The 17,896-nt window shown below is 70.9% G+C and carries 18 protein-coding genes, 2 tRNA genes and 1 other RNA gene; 20 read left to right on the forward strand and 1 reads right to left on the reverse strand.

Annotated features, from left to right (window positions below; translation table 11 throughout):
* The first annotated feature begins 8 nt into the window (after positions 1-8).
* Complete coding sequence (gene rpoD, locus IT347_00225) at positions 9-1,814, forward strand: RNA polymerase sigma factor RpoD (GenBank protein ID MCC6348005.1); 1,806 nt, start codon at positions 9-11, stop codon at positions 1,812-1,814.
* Positions 1,815-1,889: 75 nt separating this feature from the next.
* Here the strand turns inward: rpoD and IT347_00230 are convergent, their stop codons facing one another.
* Positions 1,890-2,534 (reverse strand): hypothetical protein, encoded by a 645-nt coding sequence (locus tag IT347_00230; protein MCC6348006.1) that lies wholly within the window; start codon positions 2,532-2,534, stop codon positions 1,890-1,892.
* Between the two features lie 189 nt (positions 2,535-2,723).
* On the opposite strand from IT347_00230, the gene IT347_00235 reads away from it, so the two are divergent.
* The 19 genes from IT347_00235 to IT347_00325 all read left to right on the forward strand — a co-directional run bounded on the left by IT347_00235 (position 2,724) and on the right by IT347_00325 (position 17,838).
* A tRNA-Ile gene (locus tag IT347_00235) sits at positions 2,724-2,797 on the forward strand.
* A gap of 21 nt (positions 2,798-2,818) precedes the next feature.
* Positions 2,819-2,894 (forward strand) — tRNA-Val (locus IT347_00240).
* A gap of 23 nt (positions 2,895-2,917) precedes the next feature.
* Positions 2,918-3,637: a hypothetical protein gene (locus IT347_00245; GenBank protein MCC6348007.1), complete on the forward strand. Its 720-nt coding sequence runs from the start codon at positions 2,918-2,920 to the stop codon at positions 3,635-3,637.
* 3 nt (positions 3,638-3,640) lie between these two features.
* Positions 3,641-5,041 (forward strand): patatin-like phospholipase family protein, encoded by a 1,401-nt coding sequence (locus IT347_00250; GenBank protein ID MCC6348008.1) that lies wholly within the window; start codon positions 3,641-3,643, stop codon positions 5,039-5,041.
* Positions 5,042-5,072: 31 nt separating this feature from the next.
* Complete coding sequence (locus IT347_00255; protein MCC6348009.1) at positions 5,073-5,498, forward strand: ribonuclease HI family protein; 426 nt, start codon at positions 5,073-5,075, stop codon at positions 5,496-5,498.
* A 3-nt stretch (positions 5,499-5,501) separates the two neighbouring features.
* An RNA gene (gene rnpB / locus IT347_00260) (RNase P RNA component class A) lies at positions 5,502-5,915 on the forward strand.
* 143 nt (positions 5,916-6,058) lie between these two features.
* Entirely contained in the window at positions 6,059-7,771 is a 1,713-nt protein-coding gene (recJ, locus tag IT347_00265; protein MCC6348010.1) for a single-stranded-DNA-specific exonuclease RecJ, read from the forward strand.
* A gap of 16 nt (positions 7,772-7,787) precedes the next feature.
* Positions 7,788-9,989 (forward strand): bifunctional (p)ppGpp synthetase/guanosine-3',5'-bis(diphosphate) 3'-pyrophosphohydrolase, encoded by a 2,202-nt coding sequence (locus IT347_00270; protein MCC6348011.1) that lies wholly within the window; start codon positions 7,788-7,790, stop codon positions 9,987-9,989.
* The gene (locus tag IT347_00275; GenBank protein ID MCC6348012.1) at positions 9,986-10,444 is read left to right on the forward strand and encodes a D-tyrosyl-tRNA(Tyr) deacylase; all 459 of its coding nucleotides are present in this window, start codon (positions 9,986-9,988) and stop codon (positions 10,442-10,444) included. Before IT347_00270 ends, IT347_00275 begins: the two co-directional genes overlap by 4 nt.
* A complete protein-coding gene (gene maf, locus IT347_00280; protein MCC6348013.1) occupies positions 10,441-11,031 on the forward strand; it encodes a septum formation protein Maf in 591 nt (196 codons plus the stop codon). The genes IT347_00275 and maf overlap by 4 nt, the downstream gene beginning before the upstream one ends.
* 197 nt (positions 11,032-11,228) lie before the next feature.
* On the forward strand, positions 11,229-11,663 hold the full coding sequence (gene rplM, locus IT347_00285) for a 50S ribosomal protein L13 (GenBank protein ID MCC6348014.1): 435 nt from the start codon (positions 11,229-11,231) through the stop codon (positions 11,661-11,663).
* 8 nt (positions 11,664-11,671) lie between these two features.
* Positions 11,672-12,070: a 30S ribosomal protein S9 gene (rpsI, locus tag IT347_00290; protein ID MCC6348015.1), complete on the forward strand. Its 399-nt coding sequence runs from the start codon at positions 11,672-11,674 to the stop codon at positions 12,068-12,070.
* A 129-nt stretch (positions 12,071-12,199) separates the two neighbouring features.
* On the forward strand, positions 12,200-12,967 hold the full coding sequence (gene rpsB, locus IT347_00295) for a 30S ribosomal protein S2 (GenBank protein MCC6348016.1): 768 nt from the start codon (positions 12,200-12,202) through the stop codon (positions 12,965-12,967).
* A gap of 85 nt (positions 12,968-13,052) precedes the next feature.
* Complete coding sequence (gene tsf, locus IT347_00300; protein ID MCC6348017.1) at positions 13,053-13,646, forward strand: translation elongation factor Ts; 594 nt, start codon at positions 13,053-13,055, stop codon at positions 13,644-13,646.
* 2 nt (positions 13,647-13,648) lie between these two features.
* On the forward strand, positions 13,649-14,362 hold the full coding sequence (locus tag IT347_00305; protein ID MCC6348018.1) for a UMP kinase: 714 nt from the start codon (positions 13,649-13,651) through the stop codon (positions 14,360-14,362).
* A gap of 5 nt (positions 14,363-14,367) precedes the next feature.
* Positions 14,368-14,925 (forward strand): ribosome recycling factor, encoded by a 558-nt coding sequence (gene frr, locus IT347_00310; protein ID MCC6348019.1) that lies wholly within the window; start codon positions 14,368-14,370, stop codon positions 14,923-14,925.
* A 93-nt stretch (positions 14,926-15,018) separates the two neighbouring features.
* Positions 15,019-15,729: an isoprenyl transferase gene (locus tag IT347_00315; protein MCC6348020.1), complete on the forward strand. Its 711-nt coding sequence runs from the start codon at positions 15,019-15,021 to the stop codon at positions 15,727-15,729.
* Positions 15,730-15,748: 19 nt separating this feature from the next.
* Positions 15,749-16,663: a phosphatidate cytidylyltransferase gene (locus IT347_00320; protein MCC6348021.1), complete on the forward strand. Its 915-nt coding sequence runs from the start codon at positions 15,749-15,751 to the stop codon at positions 16,661-16,663.
* The gene (locus tag IT347_00325) at positions 16,660-17,838 is read left to right on the forward strand and encodes a 1-deoxy-D-xylulose-5-phosphate reductoisomerase (protein MCC6348022.1); all 1,179 of its coding nucleotides are present in this window, start codon (positions 16,660-16,662) and stop codon (positions 17,836-17,838) included. The genes IT347_00320 and IT347_00325 overlap by 4 nt, the downstream gene beginning before the upstream one ends.
* Positions 17,839-17,896: the final 58 nt, after the last annotated feature.

A 17,896-nucleotide genomic window follows, 5' to 3' on the forward strand; every position in this document is an offset into this window, starting at 1 on the left:
CGGAACACATGCCGGCTGCGACGGTGAACCGGAAGCTGATCAAGGAAAAGGAAAAGGCCGTTCAGCGCAAGCGCCTCGACGAGATCAAGTCGCTCGCGTTGCGGCAGGGGTACGTCACCGAGGACCAGATCGTCTGGCTGCTCGACGACGACCTCGACCCCGAGAAGCAGGTCGAGCAGATGGAGGAGATCCACTCCATGCTCAACCAGATGCACATCGAGGTCTTCGCGAGCGAGGAAGAGGCCCACGAGCGCGCCAAGAAGCTGCGCAAGCTCGAGGACAAGAAGCCTTCGCCTTCGACCAAGGCGACCGCGCCGCAGCCGGTCCGCTACGACGATCCCGTGCGGATGTACCTGCGTGAGATGGGCCGCGTGCCGCTGCTGACCCGCGAGGGCGAGGTCGAGATCGCGCGCCGCATCGAGGCCGGCGAACGCCAGGTGGTGTCGGCCCTGTTCCGCGCCGAGCCGAGCCTGACCGAGATCCGCAAGCTCGCCAAGCGGCTCAAGGAAGGCCAGCTCAAGATCGAGGACTTCATCAAGGTGGACGAAGCGGCGGCGACCGAGCAGGCGTTGAACAAGGAACGCGCCCGCGCCGTGAAGATCCTCGAGCGGGTGTTCGTCCTGCAGAAGCGCTACAACGACAACCTCGCGCGCCAGGACGAGCGGATGACCGACCGGCAGCGCTCGAACTACCGCGGGACGTTCGCGAAGGTCGAGGCCGAGCTGCAGCAGGAGATCCACAAGCTGTCCATGAACTCGCGCATGGTCGAGGGACTCGCGGCGCCGGTGAAGGCGCTGACCGAGCGCGCCACCCAGTTCGACGAGCGCGTCGAGGAGCTCGAGAAGCGCTTCGGTCACGGGCTCGAGGACATGAATACCTACGCCCGGCGGCTCAAGAAGGGGCCGAAGGAGCTGCGCGCGGTCAAGCGCGACTCGAACCTGCAGCCCGCCCAGATCGCCGAGTTCCAGAACGAGCTCAAGCTGGTGCGCAGGAACATCAAGGCGCTCGAGGACGAAGCGCTGATGTCGCGCGAGCACCTGCTCGACATCTCGCGCCAGATCCGCGACGGCGAACGCGCGACGGCCCAGGCGAAGAAGGAGATGATCGAGGCGAACGTGCGCCTCGTGATCTCGATCGCCAAGCGCTACACGAACCGCGGCCTCGAGTTCCTGGACCTGATCCAGGAGGGCAACTCGGGCCTGATGCGCGCGGTGGACAAGTTCGACTACACGAAGGGGTACAAGTTCTCGACCTACGCGACGTGGTGGATCCGCCAGGCGATCACCCGGGCGATCGCCGACCAGGCGCGCACGATTCGCGTGCCGGTGCACATGATCGAGCACATCAACCGCGTCGTGCGCGTCTCGCGCCGGCTCGTCCAGGAGCTGGGCCGGGAGCCCACCCCCGAGGAGATCGCGGAGCGTCTCGAGCTGCCGGTGGACAAGGTCAAGGCCATCATCAAGGCGGCCCAGGAGCCCATCTCGCTCGACCGTCCGATCGGCGAGGACGACGACAGCAACCTCGGCGACTTCATCGAGGACACGAGCGTCGTGAGCCCGGCCCACTCGGCGGCGAGCGCGATGCTGCGCGACGAGGTGAGCGAGGTCCTCAAGACGCTGACACCGCGCGAAGCCAAGGTCATCCGCCTGCGCTTCGGCCTGACGGACGACGGCGCGCAGCGCACGCTCGAGGAGGTCGGCGCGTTCTTCAACGTCACGCGCGAGCGCATCCGGCAGATCGAGGCGAAGGCGCTGCGCAAGCTGCGGCATCCCACCCGCAGCCGGCGGCTCAAGGCCTACACCGAGCTGCTGTAGCGGCGCGCGTCGTGTCGCGGCACGCGGCGCGGGGAGCGATCCCGGCGCCGCGCTCGCGTTCCCGGGCGCCGGCGGTCAGGGGTCGGAGAACAGCGTCACCGCCGGCACGACGACGCTCGCGCCGGGCGCGGGCACGACGACCTCGGCGATGCCCGACTTCCAGCCGGTCATGGAGCAGGTGACACTCCAGCGTCCCGGCGGCAGGTCCAGCAGCGTGTACGCGCCGGCCGAGTCGGTCACGGCGCCGGGTTGCGCCGCCAGACAGCTGACGAGAATGCCGCGGTGGTCCGGGCGGTTCGCCAGCAGCGCGACGCCGCTCGCGCGCGCCGATACCCGGCGCTCGAGCCGGACGAGCAGGGTCTCGGCCGGCTCGCGCGAGCCTCCCGGGACGACGAAGCTCCCGCCCGCCGCGCCGCCGCCGCCGCCGGTCCATGCGATCCAGCCGCCTTCGGCCAGCACGCGCCGGAGTCGGCCCTGATCGTCAGTGTCGCCTTGCAGAACGGTCACGAGGCCCGCCGAATCGAACTGCGACGTCAGCCACAATGCGGCGCCGGGGACGGGGAGGCCGAGGCTGTCGCGCACCTCGATCGTCACCGTCCGGCGCAGCGCGACGTGCCGCAGCGGCGCGCTCGGCGAACGGCCGCACGCGCCGCACGCGAGCAGTCCCGCCGCGGACACACCGGCGAGGGCGAGCGGCAGGAACCGGCGGGCTGCGGGCATCGGGCTCCTCGTGGACCTCGGGGGAACGCGCGCAGCATCCGGTTCCCGTCCTGGGTCCGCAAGCGCTGGAAACAGGCTTCACCCCGGTCGCCGTGGCGGGCGCACGGTGGATGCCGCAGCGCTTGACCGACCCACCGCCCCGGTGTACAAACGCCCGGCTTTCGTCGCAGGTGCTGGGCAGAGCGCGCTGGGCCCATAGCTCAGCGGTCCAGAGCCGCCGGCTCATAACCGGCAAGACCCTGGTTCGAATCCAGGTGGGCCCACACCCTGCAGGCCGAATCGATGGGCGAATAGCTCAGCTGGCAGAGCACCTGGATCACAACCAGGGGGTCGGGGGTTCAAGTCCCTCTTCGCCCACCATCGATGGCTTCCGGAACGCCACCGTGACCGACGAACTCCTCCACCACTGGGCGCTGCATCTCCTCGACGAGGAGGCCGTGCGGCTCGGAGCCGAGCGCGCGAAGCTCCCGGAGTTGCGCCGCGTGCAGGAGGCCCGGATCGCCGCGGAGCGCCGCAAGCTCGACGCGAACACCGCGCGGGCCGGGGAACTGCTCGCCCGGCGGCGGGCGCTCGAGCGGGACATCGCGGCGTTCGAGACGCAGGAGAAGAAGTTTCGCTCGCAGCTCGACGCCGTGACCGATCAGAAGCAGTTCGAGGCGGTGAATCACGAGATCGCGGGAGTGTCGGGCAGGCGGAGCGACCTCGAAACGGAGGTGCTCGAACTCCTCGAGTCCGAGGAGCGGCTGACGCTCGAGAAGCCGGCGCTCGAACGCCTGCTCGAGAAGGCGCAGCGCGAAGCGGGCGAGCAGCTGGCGCGGCTGGCCGCCGAGGACGCGCGCCTGGCGGAGCGGCTGGCCGAACTCGACGCGCGCCGCGAGCAGGCCGGCCGGCCGCTCGAGCCGGCCACGCGCACGCGCTACGAGAGACTGCGCGCCTCGCGAGGGGGGCGCGCCGTGGTCGCGATCACGACCGGGGCCTGCGGCGGCTGCGCGCGCAACCTGACGCCGCACGCCCAGCAGGACGCCCGTAAGCGGGAGCGGCTGCTGGTGTGCGACGGCTGCGGGCGTCTGATGATGCTGCCGCCGGAATCCTCGGGAACCTGAGCCGTGTCGTCGCCGCGTCTCGCCGCGAACCTGCCGTTCCGACGCATCGCGGTCGTGCTCTCGGGCGGCGGCGCGCTCGGCGCCTACGAGGTCGGCGTGCTCAAGGTGATCGAGGCGCTGAAGGTCGTGCCGTCGGTCGTCGCCGGCGTCTCGGTGGGAGCGATGAACGCGGTCTGCTGGATCGCGCTCGGCCGCGAAACCGCCCCGCTCGAGCGGCTGTGGCTGCGCCTGCGGGGCGCGAACGTCGGTCTTCACTGGCTGACGCTGGCGCTGCGCGCGGCCGGTTCGCTGGGGCTGGCGCTGGCGCTGCTCGAAGTGCTGCTCACGTTCGTCGGCTCCCGCGAGCTGTCGGGCTCCTACTGGATCTGGAAGAAGGCCAGCGGTCACGTGGACCTGCTGTCCACGAAGCTCGACCTGGCGGGCTGGGCGGTGGCCGCGGTCGCCTGCCTGGCGTTGCTGCTGTCGGCGCGACAGATCGAGTCGTGGTTGGTCCGGGGCGCCGCCACGAGCGATCCCGCGCGCCAGCGCGTGATGCTCGGACGCGTGCTGCTGGGGGTGATGTTCGCGCACGTGGTGGTCTGGATCATGGGCTGGCCCTGGCCCCACCGCTTCAGCGCGGTGGTGCTCGTCGGGCTGGCGTTCCTGTGGCTGGCGGGCGGCGCGGGCCGCACCGGGCGCTGGACGCGGCGCCTGGCGTTCGGCCTGATGCCCGAAACCGGCGGACGCGGACTGTGGAGCGGCGCCGCCCGACGACGGGTGATCCAGCGACTCGTGAACGAAGGGGACGCACGAAGGCTGGTGAACGGCGAGACGGCGCTGGCGATCGGCGCGCTCGCGGTGGACAGCGGCCGGATCACCCACTTCATCAACTGGCCCCACCCTTCGGAGGCGTTCGTCCGCCGGGTGGATCTCGCGATCGGCGAGGTCATTCCCATGCGGACCCCCGACGAGGTCGTGCGCGCGGCGGTCGCCTCGTCGGCGATACCCGGCGTGTTCGAGCCCGAGCGGATCGACGGTCGCGACTTCGTGGACGCCGGCGGCTTCTCGAACCAGCCGCTGCACGTCGCGATCGCGAGCGACGCCGACGCGGTGATCGTGGTGCTGATGACCCCCAGCCAGGCGCCGGGTTCCGCGCCGCCGACCGGCGACCTGTTCGCGCTCGCGGGCCGCCTCGTCGAGCTGGCGAACTGGCGCGACATGCAGACCGAACTGCGCGACCTGCCCGAAGGCTGGTCGCGCGACGGCAGACCGGCGCGCATCGTCGTGATCGAACCGCTGCGCCCCCTGCCGGGCTCGGTCCTGACCTTCGATCCCGGGCAGGCCAGCCAGCTCATCGGCCTCGGCGAGCAGGACGCGTGGCGCGCGTTCGAGCGCGCGGGCTGGCTCGAGCCCCCCGGCGCTTGAGCCCCCGCCGCCGCTCCGCTACCGTCGCGCCGTGAACGCTCCCTCGCGAAGCGGCTGGACGCTGAGATGCGACGGCGGCTCGCGGGGCAATCCCGGACCGGCGGCCTACGGCTTCGTGCTCTGCAATTCCGAGGGCCACGAGGTCGAGGCGCGCGGCGAGTACATCGGACTCGCCACCAACAACGTCGCCGAGTACCGCGCCCTCATCGCCGGGTTGCGGGCGGCGATCGCCCATCAAGCCTCGCCGCTCGCGGTGGTCATGGATTCCGAACTCGTCATCCGGCAGATGACGGGGCAATACAAGGTGAAGAACGAGGGTCTGCGTCCCCTGCACGCCGAGGCGCGGCAGGCGGCCGCGAAGATCGCGAAGGTGAGCTGGTCCTCGGTCGCCCGGGAGGACAACGGGCGGGCCGACGGCCTCGTCAACGAAGCGCTGGATCGCAGAAGGGAGGGATAGGTCCGAGTCTTCCAGGTGATCGCGCCGCGCGCACCGAAGCGGCCGCTACGGCGGTGGCGGAGGTCGGGTGGTGAGGAAAGTCCGAACTCCACAGGGCAGGGCGCTGGGTAACTCCCAGGGGGCGAGAGCCCACGGAAAGTGCAACAGAGAGCAGACCGCCAACGGGCGGCGCGCCTTCGGGTGCCGCCGCTGCGGGCAAGGGTGAAACGGTGAGGTAAGAGCTCACCAGCGACGGCGGCGACGTCGTCGGCTCGGCAAACCCCGCCTGGAGCAAGACCGCATAGAGGGGGAGAGGTGTGTCCCGCCTCGTCATCACCCCGGGGTCGGTCGCATCGAGGTGGTCCGGCAACGGCCACCCCAGTCAAATGATCACCACGGAGCAATCCGACAGAATTCGGCTTACGGGAGGCTCGGCCTTGAACGGCGCGCACGCGAAGCGACGATGAAGCATCGTCGCCGGGCGGGCGCGCCGCTTCGTTGTCGCGGTGCTTGCCGCCGCGAACGGGCTGCGACTAGAGTGGCGTGAACGATTTTCCTTCCACACGCCTCCCGGGATCCCGATGCCGCCTTCCGCCGTCTCGCCCCCCCAGTGGGTGGACCATCCGCGCCGCTCGGCCGATGCCGCGGCGGCGCTCGCCCGCGGCCTGTCGGCGCCGCTGCCGGTCGCGCACGCGCTGGTCAACCGCGGGTTCGTGGACGTGGACCGCGCGCGCCACTTCCTCGAGCCGGCGCTCGAGAACCTGCACGATCCGCTGGAGATGCTCGACCTGGACCGCGCGGCGGTGCGGATCCTCGAGGCGATCGCGAACGACGAGCTCATCCTGATTCAGGGTGATTACGACGTGGACGGGATCACCTCGACGTTCCTGCTCCATCGCACGCTGCTCGAGCTCGGCGCCCGCTCGTCGTACCGGATTCCCGACCGCGTTCGCGACGGCTACGGCCTCACCCACGAGGCGATCGACGAAGCGCGGCGGCGCGGCTGCTCGCTCGTCGTGACGGTGGACTGCGGCATCACGGCATGCCGCGCGGTCGAGCACGCGGGCACGCTGGGGATCGACTGCGTCGTCACCGATCACCATCCCCCCGCGAACGAGCTGCCGGCCGCGCACGCGATCGTCAACCCGCTGAGGCCGGGCTGCGGCTACCCGTTCAAGTCGCTCGCGGGAGTCGGTGTGACCTTCAAGCTCGTGGAGCGGCTGCTGCAGGGGCGCGGCGGGCTCGACCGCGCGAGCGCGGACCTCGACGTGGTCGCGCTGGGCACGATCGCGGACGTCGTCCCGCTGGTCGGGGAAAACCGCGTGCTCGCGCACGCCGGGCTCGACCGCCTGAACCGCAACCAGCGGCTGGGGCTGCGCGCGCTGATCGAGCGGGCGGGACTGGCCGGCCGGCACATCACGAGCACGCAGGTGGCGTTCGTGCTGGCGCCGCGCATCAACGCGGCCGGGCGCATGGGCAACGCCGAGCAGGGCCTGCGGCTGCTGCTCGCGCGCGAGCCGCAGGAAGCGGAGGCGTGCGCCGAGGCGCTCGAGGACGACAATCTCAAGCGGCGCGCAAAGGACAGCGCGGCCCTCGAGGAGGCCGAACGGCGGGTGCAGGCCGAGTTGCCGAGCGACTGCCGCTCGATCGTGCTGTGGTCGGACTCCTGGCACCCGGGCGTCATCGGCATCGTCGCCTCGCGCCTCGCCGAGCGCTACGGCCGCCCGGCGCTGCTCGTCGCCCTGGATGGCGAACGCGGCAAAGGCTCGGGCCGCAGCGTGCCGGGCCTCGACCTGACCGAGTTGCTCGACGGCTGCGGCGACCTGCTGCTCGCGCACGGCGGGCACGCGTTCGCGGCCGGCGTCACGGTGCACCGCGACCGGCTTCCGGAGCTGCGCGAGCGCTTCGAGGCGCTGGTGAGGGTGCGCCAGCCCGGCGACGCCGCGGCGCCGCGGCTCGTCGTGGACAGCGACCTCCGCATCGCCGAGTGCGACGCGAACCTGGTGCGCTGGCTCGAGCGCATGGCCCCGCACGGCCTGGACAACCCGGAACCGGTGTTCCGCCTGTCGGACGCGCAGGTGCGCGACGTGAGCGTCGTGGGCGGCGGCAAGCACGTGCGGCTCCGGGCCAGCGACGGCTTCGGCGAGCTGGACGCGATCGGGTTCGGCATGGGAGATCGCGCGGCGGCGCTGCGCGCGGCCCGCCGCGCGGACCTCGCGTTCGTGCCGACGCAGAACGAATGGAACGGCGAGTCCCGCATCCAGCTCAAGCTCAAGGGCCTGCGGCTCCCCTGACCGCGTTCGAACCGGCATGAACGGCGGTCATCCGCATCCCGAGCTGCGAGCGGCCCTGATGAGCGCGCTGGCCGAGCGGGCGCCGCGGGTGGACCGCGACCGCGTCGGAGCGTGCTTCGACTTCGCGGCCATGGCGCACGGGGATCAGAAGCGCACGTCCGGCGAGCCGTACATGGCGCACCTGGTCGAGGTCTCGCGAATCCTGCTCGACCTGCTCGAGACGCGCATGGACACGACGCTCGTGTGCGCCTCGCTGCTGCACGACGTGGTCGAGGACACGGCGATCACCACCGCCGACCTCGAGAAGCACTGGGGCAGGGAGGTCGCGGCGCTGGTCGAGGGCGTGACCAAGCTGTCGGCGATGCACTTCGACCAGCGCGAGGAGGTGCAGGCGGAGAACTTCCGCAAGATGCTGCTGTCCATGTCGCGCGACCTGCGGGTCGTCTTCATCAAGCTCGCGGACCGTCTGCACAACATGCGCACCATCGAGTTCCTGCGCGCCGACAAGGCGCGGCGGATCGCCGAGGAGACGCGCGACATCTACGCGCCGCTCGCGCACCGCCTCGGCATGGCGAGCATCAAGCGCGAACTCGAGGACCTCAGCCTCAAGGTCCTCGAGCCCGAGGTCTACAAGGACCTCGCCTCCCGTATCCAGGCCCGCCGCAAGCAGCGCGAGGAGTTCCTCGACCGGCTCATGGAAAGCCTGCGCGAGACGCTGCGCGCTTCCGGAATCAAGGCGGAGGTGAACGGGCGGCCGAAGCACTTCTACTCGATCTACACCAAGATGCGCGCGGGCCGCTCGCTCGAGGAGATCTACGACCTGTTCGGGATCCGCATCATCACGCACACGCGCAACGACTGCTATCGGGCGCTGGGCGTGGTTCACGACCAGTTCAGCCCCGTCGCGGAGCGCTTCAAGGACTACATCGCGACCCCGAAGAGCAACATGTACCAGTCGCTGCACACGACCGTGCTCACCGAGAACGGCGAGATGGTCGAGGTCCAGATCCGCACCTGGGACATGCACCGCACGGCCGAGACCGGCGTCGCCGCGCACTACATCTACAAGCAGGGCGGGCGGGTGGACGAGGAGATCGACGAGCGGCTCGGCGGGTTCGTGACCCAGCTGGCGGGCTGGCAGCGCGAGTCCGAGGACGACGACTACATGGACTTCCTCCGGACTTCGCTGCACCAGGAGGAGGTGTTCGTCTACACGCCGCGGCGCGAGCTCAAGCGCCTGGCCAAGGGCGCGACCCCGCTCGACTTCGCGTTCCTCGTGCACACCGAGGTCGGGCAGCACACGGCCGGCGCGCGCGTGAACGGCGAACTGGTGCCGCTGCGCTACGAGCTGCGCAACGGCGACACCGTCGAGATCATCACCTCGCCGCAGGCGAAGCCGCACGACGACTGGCTCAAGATCGCGCGCACCGCGCAGGCCCGCTCGAAGATCCGCCACTGGCTCCGCCAGCGGCGCATCGAGGACAGCCTCGCGCTGGGCCGCGAGATGCTTGAGCGCGAGCTTCGAAGGCTGCGTCTCAAGCCCGAGGAGGCGCCGCTCGAGGCGATCGCCCGCGAGCTCGACTGCGCCGACATGGAGACGCTCTACGCGCGCCTCGGGGAAGGGCAGGTTTCGCTCGCGCAGGTCACGCGCCGCCTGCAGCCCGAGAAGGAGGGCTTCGCCGAGAAGCTCGCCAAGGGCCCGCTCGAGGCGCTCGGCATCGGGCGCAAGCCGGCGGGCGGCGTCCGCATCGAGGGCATCGACAACCTGATGGTGAACTTCGCGCGCTGCTGCCAGCCGGTGCCGGGGGATCCGGTGATCGGCATCGTCACCATCGGGCGCGGGGTCTCGCTGCACCGGCAGGACTGTCCGAACACGTTCGGCAACCGCGTCGCCGCCGAGCGCCGCGTCGCCGTGGACTGGAACGCGCGCCCGGGCGACCTGTTCCCGGTCCGGCTCGTCGTCTCGGGCAGCGACCGCCCTTCCTTGCTGGCCGACATCGCCAAGGCCATCTCGGCGGTCGGCGTCAACATCCGCACGGCCGGCATGCAGGCCGAGCACCGGATGGTGCGGGGCGTGTTCGTGGTCGAAGTTCCCAATCTGGCCAGGCTGCACGAGGTCATGTCGGCCATCCGGCGCCTGCCCGGCGTGACGCGCGTCGACCGGCGCCAGCGACTGCTCGGCGGGCCGGGTGGTCGCGCCGCGGGCGGCCGCTCGTGAGGGCGCTGGTGCAGCGCGTCACGCACGCGCGGGTGACCGTCGCTCAGGACGAGAGCGGCCGCATCGGGCGCGGGTTGCTGGTGCTGCTCGGCGCGACGCACGCCGACCGCGACGGGCAGGCGGACTGGCTGGCGGGCCGCGTGGCCAGGCTGCGGGTGTTCGCCGACGGCGAAGGACGCATGAACCTCGACGTCCGCGAGGCCGGCGGCGCGGTTCTGGTGGTTCCGCAGTTCACGCTCTACGGGGACACGCGAAGGGGGCGGCGCCCGGATTTTCTCGCGGCGGCGCGGCCCGAACAGGCCGCGCCGCTGGTCGAGCGCTTCTGCGCCTCGCTCGAGTCCGCCGGAGTGCGGGTGGAGCGCGGCGTGTTCCGCGCCCACATGCAGGTCGAGCTGGTGAACGACGGGCCCGTGACGCTGCTGGTCGAATCGCCCGCCGGCGCGGACGCGAAATGAAGGCGGGCGCGGGGCTGTTCTGGCGCGGACGCTCGCCGCTCGTGCTGGCCTCCGCCTCGCCGCGCCGCGTGGCGCTGCTTCGCCAGGCGGGAGCGGAGTTCACCGTCACGGACCCCGGCCCGGACCGGGCCTGGCCCGGGCGCGCCGAACCGCGGCACGGCGTGCGGGCGCTGGCGCTCGACAAGGCCAGGCGGGTGGCGGCGAAGCGGCCGGAAGCGGTGGTGATCGGGGCCGACACCGTCGTGGTGCTGCGCGGACAGCGCCTCGGCAAGCCCGCGGACCGCGAGGAGGCCCGGGCGATGATCGAGCGCCTGCACGGGCGCCGGCACGAGGTCTGGACGGGCATCGCGGTCGTGGGTGGCGGCGAGCAGCGCACCGGGGCCGAGTGCACGCTCGTCCACCTGCAGAAGCTGTCCGCCGAGGAGATCGAACGCTACCTGCGCAGCGGAGAGTCGCTCGACAAGGCGGGCGCCTACGGCATCCAGGGTCTGGCCGGGCAGTTCGTGCGCCGCATCGAGGGCGAGTACGGCACCGTGGTGGGGCTGCCGCTCGCCCGGTTGCGGCTGCTGCTGGCCGAGTTCGCCTGAGGCCTCGCGCGGTCGCCGGCGGAGCCCGTCGCGGCGGGCCGGACGGCGGGCCCGATTCTTGACAGCCCGAATGACGCGCTGCTAGTTTCCGGCGTTTCTTGGTCACGCACGCGGGGACAATCCCGCGCCGGGGGGGCCGTTCGGGCGACAAAGTGCCGCGCTCGGCGGGGCCGCCTCAGATGGAATTCGGAGGATGGATGAAGACCTATTCCGCCCGGGAAGCCGACATCCAGCGCCGCTGGCTGCTCGTGGACGCCGAGGGCAAGACGCTCGGCCGACTGGCAGCGCAGGTGGCGATGGTGCTCAAGGGCAAGCACAAGCCGATCTACACGCCGCACGTCGACGCGGGCGACCACGTCATCGTGATCAACGCGGCCAAGGTTCGGCTGACCGGCACCAAGCCGGAGAAGAAGAAGTACTTCCACCACACGCTTTATCCGGGCGGCGCCACGTTCACGCGGCTCACCGAGCTGCTGGCGAAGCACCCGGAACGCGTCGTGCAGAAGGCCGTGCGGGGCATGATGCCCAAGACGAAGCTCGGCGACGCGATGGTGAAGAAGCTCAAGGTGTACGGCGGCGCCGAGCATCCGCACACGGCGCAGCAACCCGAAACGTGGAATCTCGAGGCCTAGGGGGCGGCATGACGACGGCAACGACGAACAAGCCCCTGACGGGCCGGCGGAAGGAAGCGGTCGCGCGCGTCCGCCTGGTCGCGGGCACGGGCAAGGTGACGGTGAACGGGCGCGAGGTGCGGGCCTACCTGACGCGCGACTCGCTCGTGCTCATCGCCCTGTCTCCGCTCACGGCGACGAACACGGCCGACAAGTACGACGTGGCGGCGCGGGTGATGGGCGGCGGGCTCACCGGCCAGGCCGGCGCGATCCGCATGGCGATCGCGCGCGCGCTCGTGCGCCGCGACGAAGCGCTCAAGGCTCAGCTCGGAAGGGACGGGTTCCTGACGCGCGATTCGCGCATGAAGGAACGCAAGAAGTACGGCCAGCCGGGCGCCCGCAAGCGGTTCCAGTTCAGCAAGCGCTAGTCCACGACCCAAATCCACACGCCCCGACGAACGCGCCGGGGTCCCGCACGGTGCTTCGCGCACGTCGCGAGCGGCGGGAAGGCGCGACCGATTTCGAGGGGCGGAGGCGAAACCCCACAGGAGGTCACGGTGGCCGGAATCATGATGAAGGACCTGCTCGAAGCGGGAGTCCACTTCGGGCATCAGACGCGGCGATGGAATCCGCAGATGAAGAAGTTCATCTTCATGGAGCGGAACGGCATCTACATCATCGATCTGCAGAAGACGCTCAAGTGCATCCAGGACGCGCGCGTCGCGATCCAGAAGGTCATCCGCGGCGGCGGCCACGTGCTGTTCGTCGGCACGAAGAAGCAGGCCAAGCAGATGGTCGTCGAGGATGCCGAGCGCTCGGGGCAGTTCCACGTCACCGAGCGCTGGCTCGGCGGCATGCTGACGAACTTCAAGACCATCCGCACGAGCATCAAGCGCCTGAAGGACCTCGACGCGATGGCGGCGGACGGCACGTTCGAGAAGCTCGCGAAGAAGGAAGTGTCCCGCCTGACCCGCGAGCGCGAGCGGCTCCAGTTCGCGTTCGCCGGCATCAAGGAGATGCCGGGCCTGCCGTCGCTCGTGTTCATCGTGGACACGAAGAAGGAGAAGATCGCGGTGGCCGAGGCGAACCGCCTCGGGATCCCGATCGTGGGCGTGGTGGACACGAACTGCGACCCGACGCTGATCCACTACCCGATTCCGGGCAACGACGACGCGCTGCGGGCCATCAAGCTGTTCACCGGATTCGTCGCCGACACGATCGCCGAAGCGCGCTCCATGGCGCTCGAGGGAGCCGACCAGGAGACCGTTTCGTACGGCGGCGACGCCGGCGAAACCGAGAGCGTGGCCACGCCCGCGCGGGCGTAGCCGCCCTCCGGCGAGTGCTCCACAGGATCCACGCGCCCGTCCGCGCGGCTGCGCGCGGACGGGCGTTCCAACACAGGGGAGTTCGATGACGATCACGGCGGAACTGGTCAGGACGCTGCGCGAGAAGACCGGCGCGGGCATGATGGAATGCAAGAAGGCGCTCACCGAGACGTCGGGGGACCTGGACAAGGCGGTGGAGGTGCTCCGCAAGTCCGGCATCGCCCGGGCCGAGACGCGTTCGGGCCGCGCCGCCTCGCAGGGCCGGATCGAGGCCTACGTGCACGACGCGCGCATCGGCGTGCTCGTCGAAGTGAACTGCGAAACGGACTTCGTGGCGCGCACCGACGACTTCCTGCGCCTGTGCAGGGACCTGGCGATGCAGGTGGCCGCCGCGAACGCGGACTACGTCCGGCGCGAGGAAGTGCCGGCCGGGCGCGTCGAGAAGGAGAAGGAGATCTTCGCCGCGCAGCTCGCGAACGAGGGCAAGCCGGCGAACATCATCGAGAAGATCCTGGTCGGCAAGCTCGACCGGTTCTACTCCGAGGTCTGCCTGCTCGAGCAGCCGTTCATCAAGGACGACAAGAAGTCGGTCGGCGACCTGGTGAAGGAGACGTCGGCCAGGACGGGCGAGAACGTCGTCGTCCGCCGTTTCGCCCGCTTCCGCCTGGGCGCGGAGTAGCCTTGGCCGTCCGCTACCAGCGGATCCTCCTCAAGCTGAGCGGCGAGCTGCTCGCCGGCGAGGCCGGGCACGGCATCTCGGACGAGGTGCTCGCGGCGCTCGCGGACGAGATCCGCGACGTGCGCGCGATGGACGTGCAGGTCGGCGTGGTGATCGGGGGCGGCAACATCTTCCGCGGTCTCGCCGGCAGCACGCGGGGCATGGACCGGGTGGGCGCGGATCAGATGGGGATGCTGGCGACGGTCATCAACTGCCTGGCGCTCCAGCACGCGCTCGAGAAGCGCGGGCAGTACACGCGGGTGATGTCGGCGATCCGCATGGACCAGATCTGCGAGCCGTACATCCGCCGGCGCGCCGTGCGCCACCTCGAGAAGGGGCGCATCGTCCTGTTCGGGGCCGGCACGGGCAACCCGTACTTCACGACCGACACCGCGGCGGTGCTGCGCGCGATCGAGGTCGGGGCGGACGTCATCCTCAAGGGCACGAAGGTGGACGGGATCTACTCGGGCGATCCGATGCAGGACCCGTCCGCGAGCCTGTTTGCGAGCATCGGCTACATGGATATTCTGAATCGCGGATTGAAGGTCATGGATTCGACCGCGATCTCGCTGTGCATGGACAACCGGCTGCCGCTCGTGGTCTTCAATGTCGGCCAGAGCGGCAATCTGGTCCGGCTGGTGCGGGGCGAGGCGGTCGGCACCCGGGTGGGGGAGTGAGCGTCATGTCACACAAGATTCTCGTCGAGGCGGAAGAGCGGATGAAGAAGGCGCTGGAGTCGGTGCGCCACGAGTTCGTCGGCGTGCGCACCGGCAAGGCCAGCCCCGCGCTGCTGGACACCGTCAAGGTCGTGGCCTACGGGACCTCGATGCCATTGCTCCAGGTCGGGTCCGTGACCGCGCCCGAGCCGAGGCTGCTGATGGTGCAGCCCTTCGACAAGAGCCTCATCAAGGCCATCACGCACGGCATCAACGAGGCGAACCTCGGACTCCACCCGGCGGACGACGGCCAGGTGATCCGCATCCCGATCCCGACGCTGACCGAGGAGCGCCGCAAGGACCTGGTCAAGCTGATCTCGAAGTTCGCCGAGGAGGGACGGGTCCACGTTCGCCAGGTGCGGCACGAGGCGCTCAAGCTCATCAAGGACGCCGAGAAGGAGGGCGAACTGCCGGGCGACGACTCGAAGCACCTGCAGGCGGATGGGCAGAAGCTGACGGATCGCTACGTCGGGCTGATCGACGAGCTGCTCAGGAAGAAGACCGCAGAGGTCATGGAGGTCTAGGCGCCCTCCGGACCGCGTCGGCGGCCCGGGGAAGTCCCTCGCACCGGACGCGGAGCCCGCTTGCCGAACCGTACGCCCACCGCGCAGGAGTTGATGGATCGCGGCAACCTGCCGCGGCACGTCGCCATCATCATGGACGGCAACGGCCGCTGGGCCAGGGCGCGGGGCGTTCCCCGGTTGATGGGCCACCGCGCCGGCCGCGAATCGGTGCGCGAAGTGGTGCGGGGTTGCGCGGCCCTCGGCATCGAGGTGCTGACGCTGTACACGTTCTCGGTCGAGAACTGGCAGCGCCCGCCGCGCGAGGTCGCCGCGCTGATGACGATCCTGCGCCAGACGCTCAAGGCGGAGCGTCGCGAGCTGCGCGAGCGCAACGTCCGCCTGCAGGTCATCGGCCGCGTCCACGATCTGCCGGCGCCGGTCCGGGAGGAGATCGCCCGCACGCAGGAGCACCTGGCGAGCAACACCGGCATGCTCCTGAACCTGGCGCTGTCCTACAGTGGACGCGCGGAAATCGTGGACGGCGTCCGGCGGCTGCTCGCCGACGCGCGGTCGCATCGCCTCGAACCGGCGAAAGTGGACGCGGAGCTGTTCGGAAGCTACCTGTACACGGCCGGCCTGCCCGATCCGGACCTGCTCATTCGCACGAGCGGGGAGATGCGCATCTCCAATTTCCTGCTCTGGCAGCTGGCCTACACCGAGCTCTGGATCACCGAGACGTTGTGGCCGGACTTTCGCCGCCGTCACCTGTTCGAGGCGGTCGCGGAGTACCAGACCCGCGATCGCCGATTCGGAAGGACGGACTGAAGCGGATGCCGGCGCCCCGATGACCCGGCCGCTGACCGAGCGCGGAACCCCGGCGGGGACGAACGGTCCCGCCAAGTCCGCGGCGTGGTCGCTGCGGCTGCGGGTCGCGAGCGGCGTGCTGTTCGTGCCGCTGCTCATCCTGCTCGCGACCGCCGGCGGCCTCGTCTTCCTGGGCTTCGTGATGCTGCAGGTGGCCATCGGCCTGAACGAGTTCTACGCGATGATGCGCGCCAAGGGCCTGCGGCCGAAAGCACTTCTCGGCTTCGCGTCCGCGCTGGGGCTGCTGGCGATCGTCTATCGCCCGCACACGCCGAACGTGGCCTTCCTCGCGACCGCGGTCCTGCTGCTGCTGCTCGCGGTCGCGCTGCGCCACCCGGAGCGACGCGGCATCGTCGAGGGCATGGCGGTCACCGTGTTCGGCGTCCTCTACGTGGGCTGGCTGTCGGCGCACTTCGTGCTGCTGCGCGAGCTGCCGTGGCGGGCCGGACTCGACTACGGCGATGGCGCGAAGCTCGTGCTGTTCGCGTTTCTCGTCACCTGGAGCTGCGACACCGGCGCCTACCTCGTCGGGCGCTGGCTCGGTCGCACCCGCCCGTGGGGCGCGATCTCCCCGAGAAAGTCGCTCGAGGGCTCGGCCGGCGGATTCGTCTTCGCGCTCGCCGCGTCGCTGATCGGCTCGCGGACCTTCATGCACGGCGCCTCGGGCATCGCCTGGCTCGGCACCGTGGACGCGCTCGCCGTCGGCGCGCTCGTCGGGATCTGCGGCCAGGTCGGGGATCTCGTCGAGTCGCTGCTCAAGCGCGATTCGCTGAGCGGTGATTCCTCGGACTTCATCCCCGGCCACGGCGGCATTCTCGACCGTTTCGACAGCCTCTACTTCGGCGCTCCGCTCGTCTACTGGTACCTGCGCGTGGTCGTCTTCCGCGTGCCATGAACGGCGGACCCGCAGCGGCAGTCCGCGACGTGGCGGTGCTCGGCTCGACGGGCTCGATCGGCGTGCAGACGCTCGAGGTCGCGGACCGCGAACCGGACCGCCTGCGGGTCACGGCCCTTGCGGCCGGATCGAACCTCGAGCGGCTGTGCGCGCAGGCGCGCCGCTGGCAGCCGACGTTTCTCGCCCTCGAACGCGCCGGCGACGAAGCGGCGGCGCGCGCGGCGCTGCGGGCGGCCTGCCCCGGTGCGCGGGTCGAGATCGGCGAGGGCGCGGCGGAGAAGCTGGCGCGCGAGTGCGGCGCCGGCGACGTGGTCAACGGCATCGTCGGCGCGGCGGGACTCGCGGCGTCGCTCGCCGCGCTCGAGCGCGGCGCCCGGCTCGCCCTCGCGAACAAGGAAACGCTGGTGGTGGGCGGCCCGCTCGTCCGGCGGGCGCTCGAGCGCGGAGGGGGGCGGCTGCTGCCGGTGGACAGCGAGCACAGCGCGGCGATGCAGTGCCTGCTCGGCCGCCCGCCCGCCGAGGTGGCCCTGCTCACGCTCACGGCCTCGGGCGGTCCGCTGCGGACGCACCCCGACTGGCGGCGCGCGAGCCGCGCCGAAGTGCTGGCCCATCCCGTCTGGGCGATGGGCGCGCGCATCACCTGCGATTCGGCCACGCTGTTCAACAAGGGTCTCGAGATCCTCGAAGCGCACTGGCTCTTCGACCTGCCGTGGGAACGGCTGGGCGCGGTCATTCATCCGCAGGCGCTGGTGCACGCCATCGCCACCTTCACCGACGGCTCGCTGATCGCGCAGGTCGCACGCGCCGACATGAAGCTGCCGATCCAGCTCGCGCTGTCGTGGCCGGAGCGCTGGTCGCCCGCCGTGCCCGCCGCCTCGCCGCTCGAGCTCGCGCGCCTCGACTTCGAGCCGGTGGAGCCGTCGCGCTTCCCCGCCTACGCGTGCGCGCTGGCCGCCGGCCGGCTGGGGGGCACCGCGCCGTGCGCGCTGAACGCCGCCGACGAGATCGCGGTCCAGGCGTTTCTCGACGGCGCGATCCCGCTGGGGCGCCTGCCGCGGATCCTCGAGAGCGTTCTCGACGCCCACGCGGTGGAGCCGGTCGAGTCGCTCGCGCAACTGCGCGCGGTGGACGCACGCGCGCGCGCGGACGCGCGCGCGGCGGTGTCGCGTGCCTGAGCCGGCGGGAGTCCGCGCCGCGGGCGCGGCGAAACGGACCGTCGCGCCGCCGGGGCCG

The organism is Candidatus Eisenbacteria bacterium, from assembly GCA_020847735.1.
GTDB lineage: Bacteria > Eisenbacteria > RBG-16-71-46 > RBG-16-71-46 > RBG-16-71-46 > CAIXRL01.

Excerpts from the sequence above, each read along its gene's own strand:
- IT347_00315 (MCC6348020.1), top strand. The coding sequence starts at position 15,019 with ATGGATCGCGGCAACCTGCCGCGGCACGTCGCCATCATCATGGACGGC.
- rpsI (MCC6348015.1), top strand. The coding sequence starts at position 11,672 with ATGACGACGGCAACGACGAACAAGCCCCTGACGGGCCGGCGGAAGGAA.
- rpoD (MCC6348005.1), top strand. The coding sequence starts at position 9 with ATGCCGGCTGCGACGGTGAACCGGAAGCTGATCAAGGAAAAGGAAAAG.
- IT347_00325 (MCC6348022.1), top strand. The coding sequence starts at position 16,660 with ATGAACGGCGGACCCGCAGCGGCAGTCCGCGACGTGGCGGTGCTCGGC.
- IT347_00320 (MCC6348021.1), top strand. The coding sequence starts at position 15,749 with ATGACCCGGCCGCTGACCGAGCGCGGAACCCCGGCGGGGACGAACGGT.
- maf (MCC6348013.1), top strand. The coding sequence starts at position 10,441 with ATGAAGGCGGGCGCGGGGCTGTTCTGGCGCGGACGCTCGCCGCTCGTG.
- rplM (MCC6348014.1), top strand. The coding sequence starts at position 11,229 with ATGAAGACCTATTCCGCCCGGGAAGCCGACATCCAGCGCCGCTGGCTG.
- IT347_00230 (MCC6348006.1), bottom strand. The coding sequence starts at position 2,534 with ATGCCCGCAGCCCGCCGGTTCCTGCCGCTCGCCCTCGCCGGTGTGTCC.
- recJ (MCC6348010.1), top strand. The coding sequence starts at position 6,059 with ATGCCGCCTTCCGCCGTCTCGCCCCCCCAGTGGGTGGACCATCCGCGC.
- tsf (MCC6348017.1), top strand. The coding sequence starts at position 13,053 with ATGACGATCACGGCGGAACTGGTCAGGACGCTGCGCGAGAAGACCGGC.
- frr (MCC6348019.1), top strand. The coding sequence starts at position 14,368 with ATGTCACACAAGATTCTCGTCGAGGCGGAAGAGCGGATGAAGAAGGCG.
- IT347_00270 (MCC6348011.1), top strand. The coding sequence starts at position 7,788 with ATGAACGGCGGTCATCCGCATCCCGAGCTGCGAGCGGCCCTGATGAGC.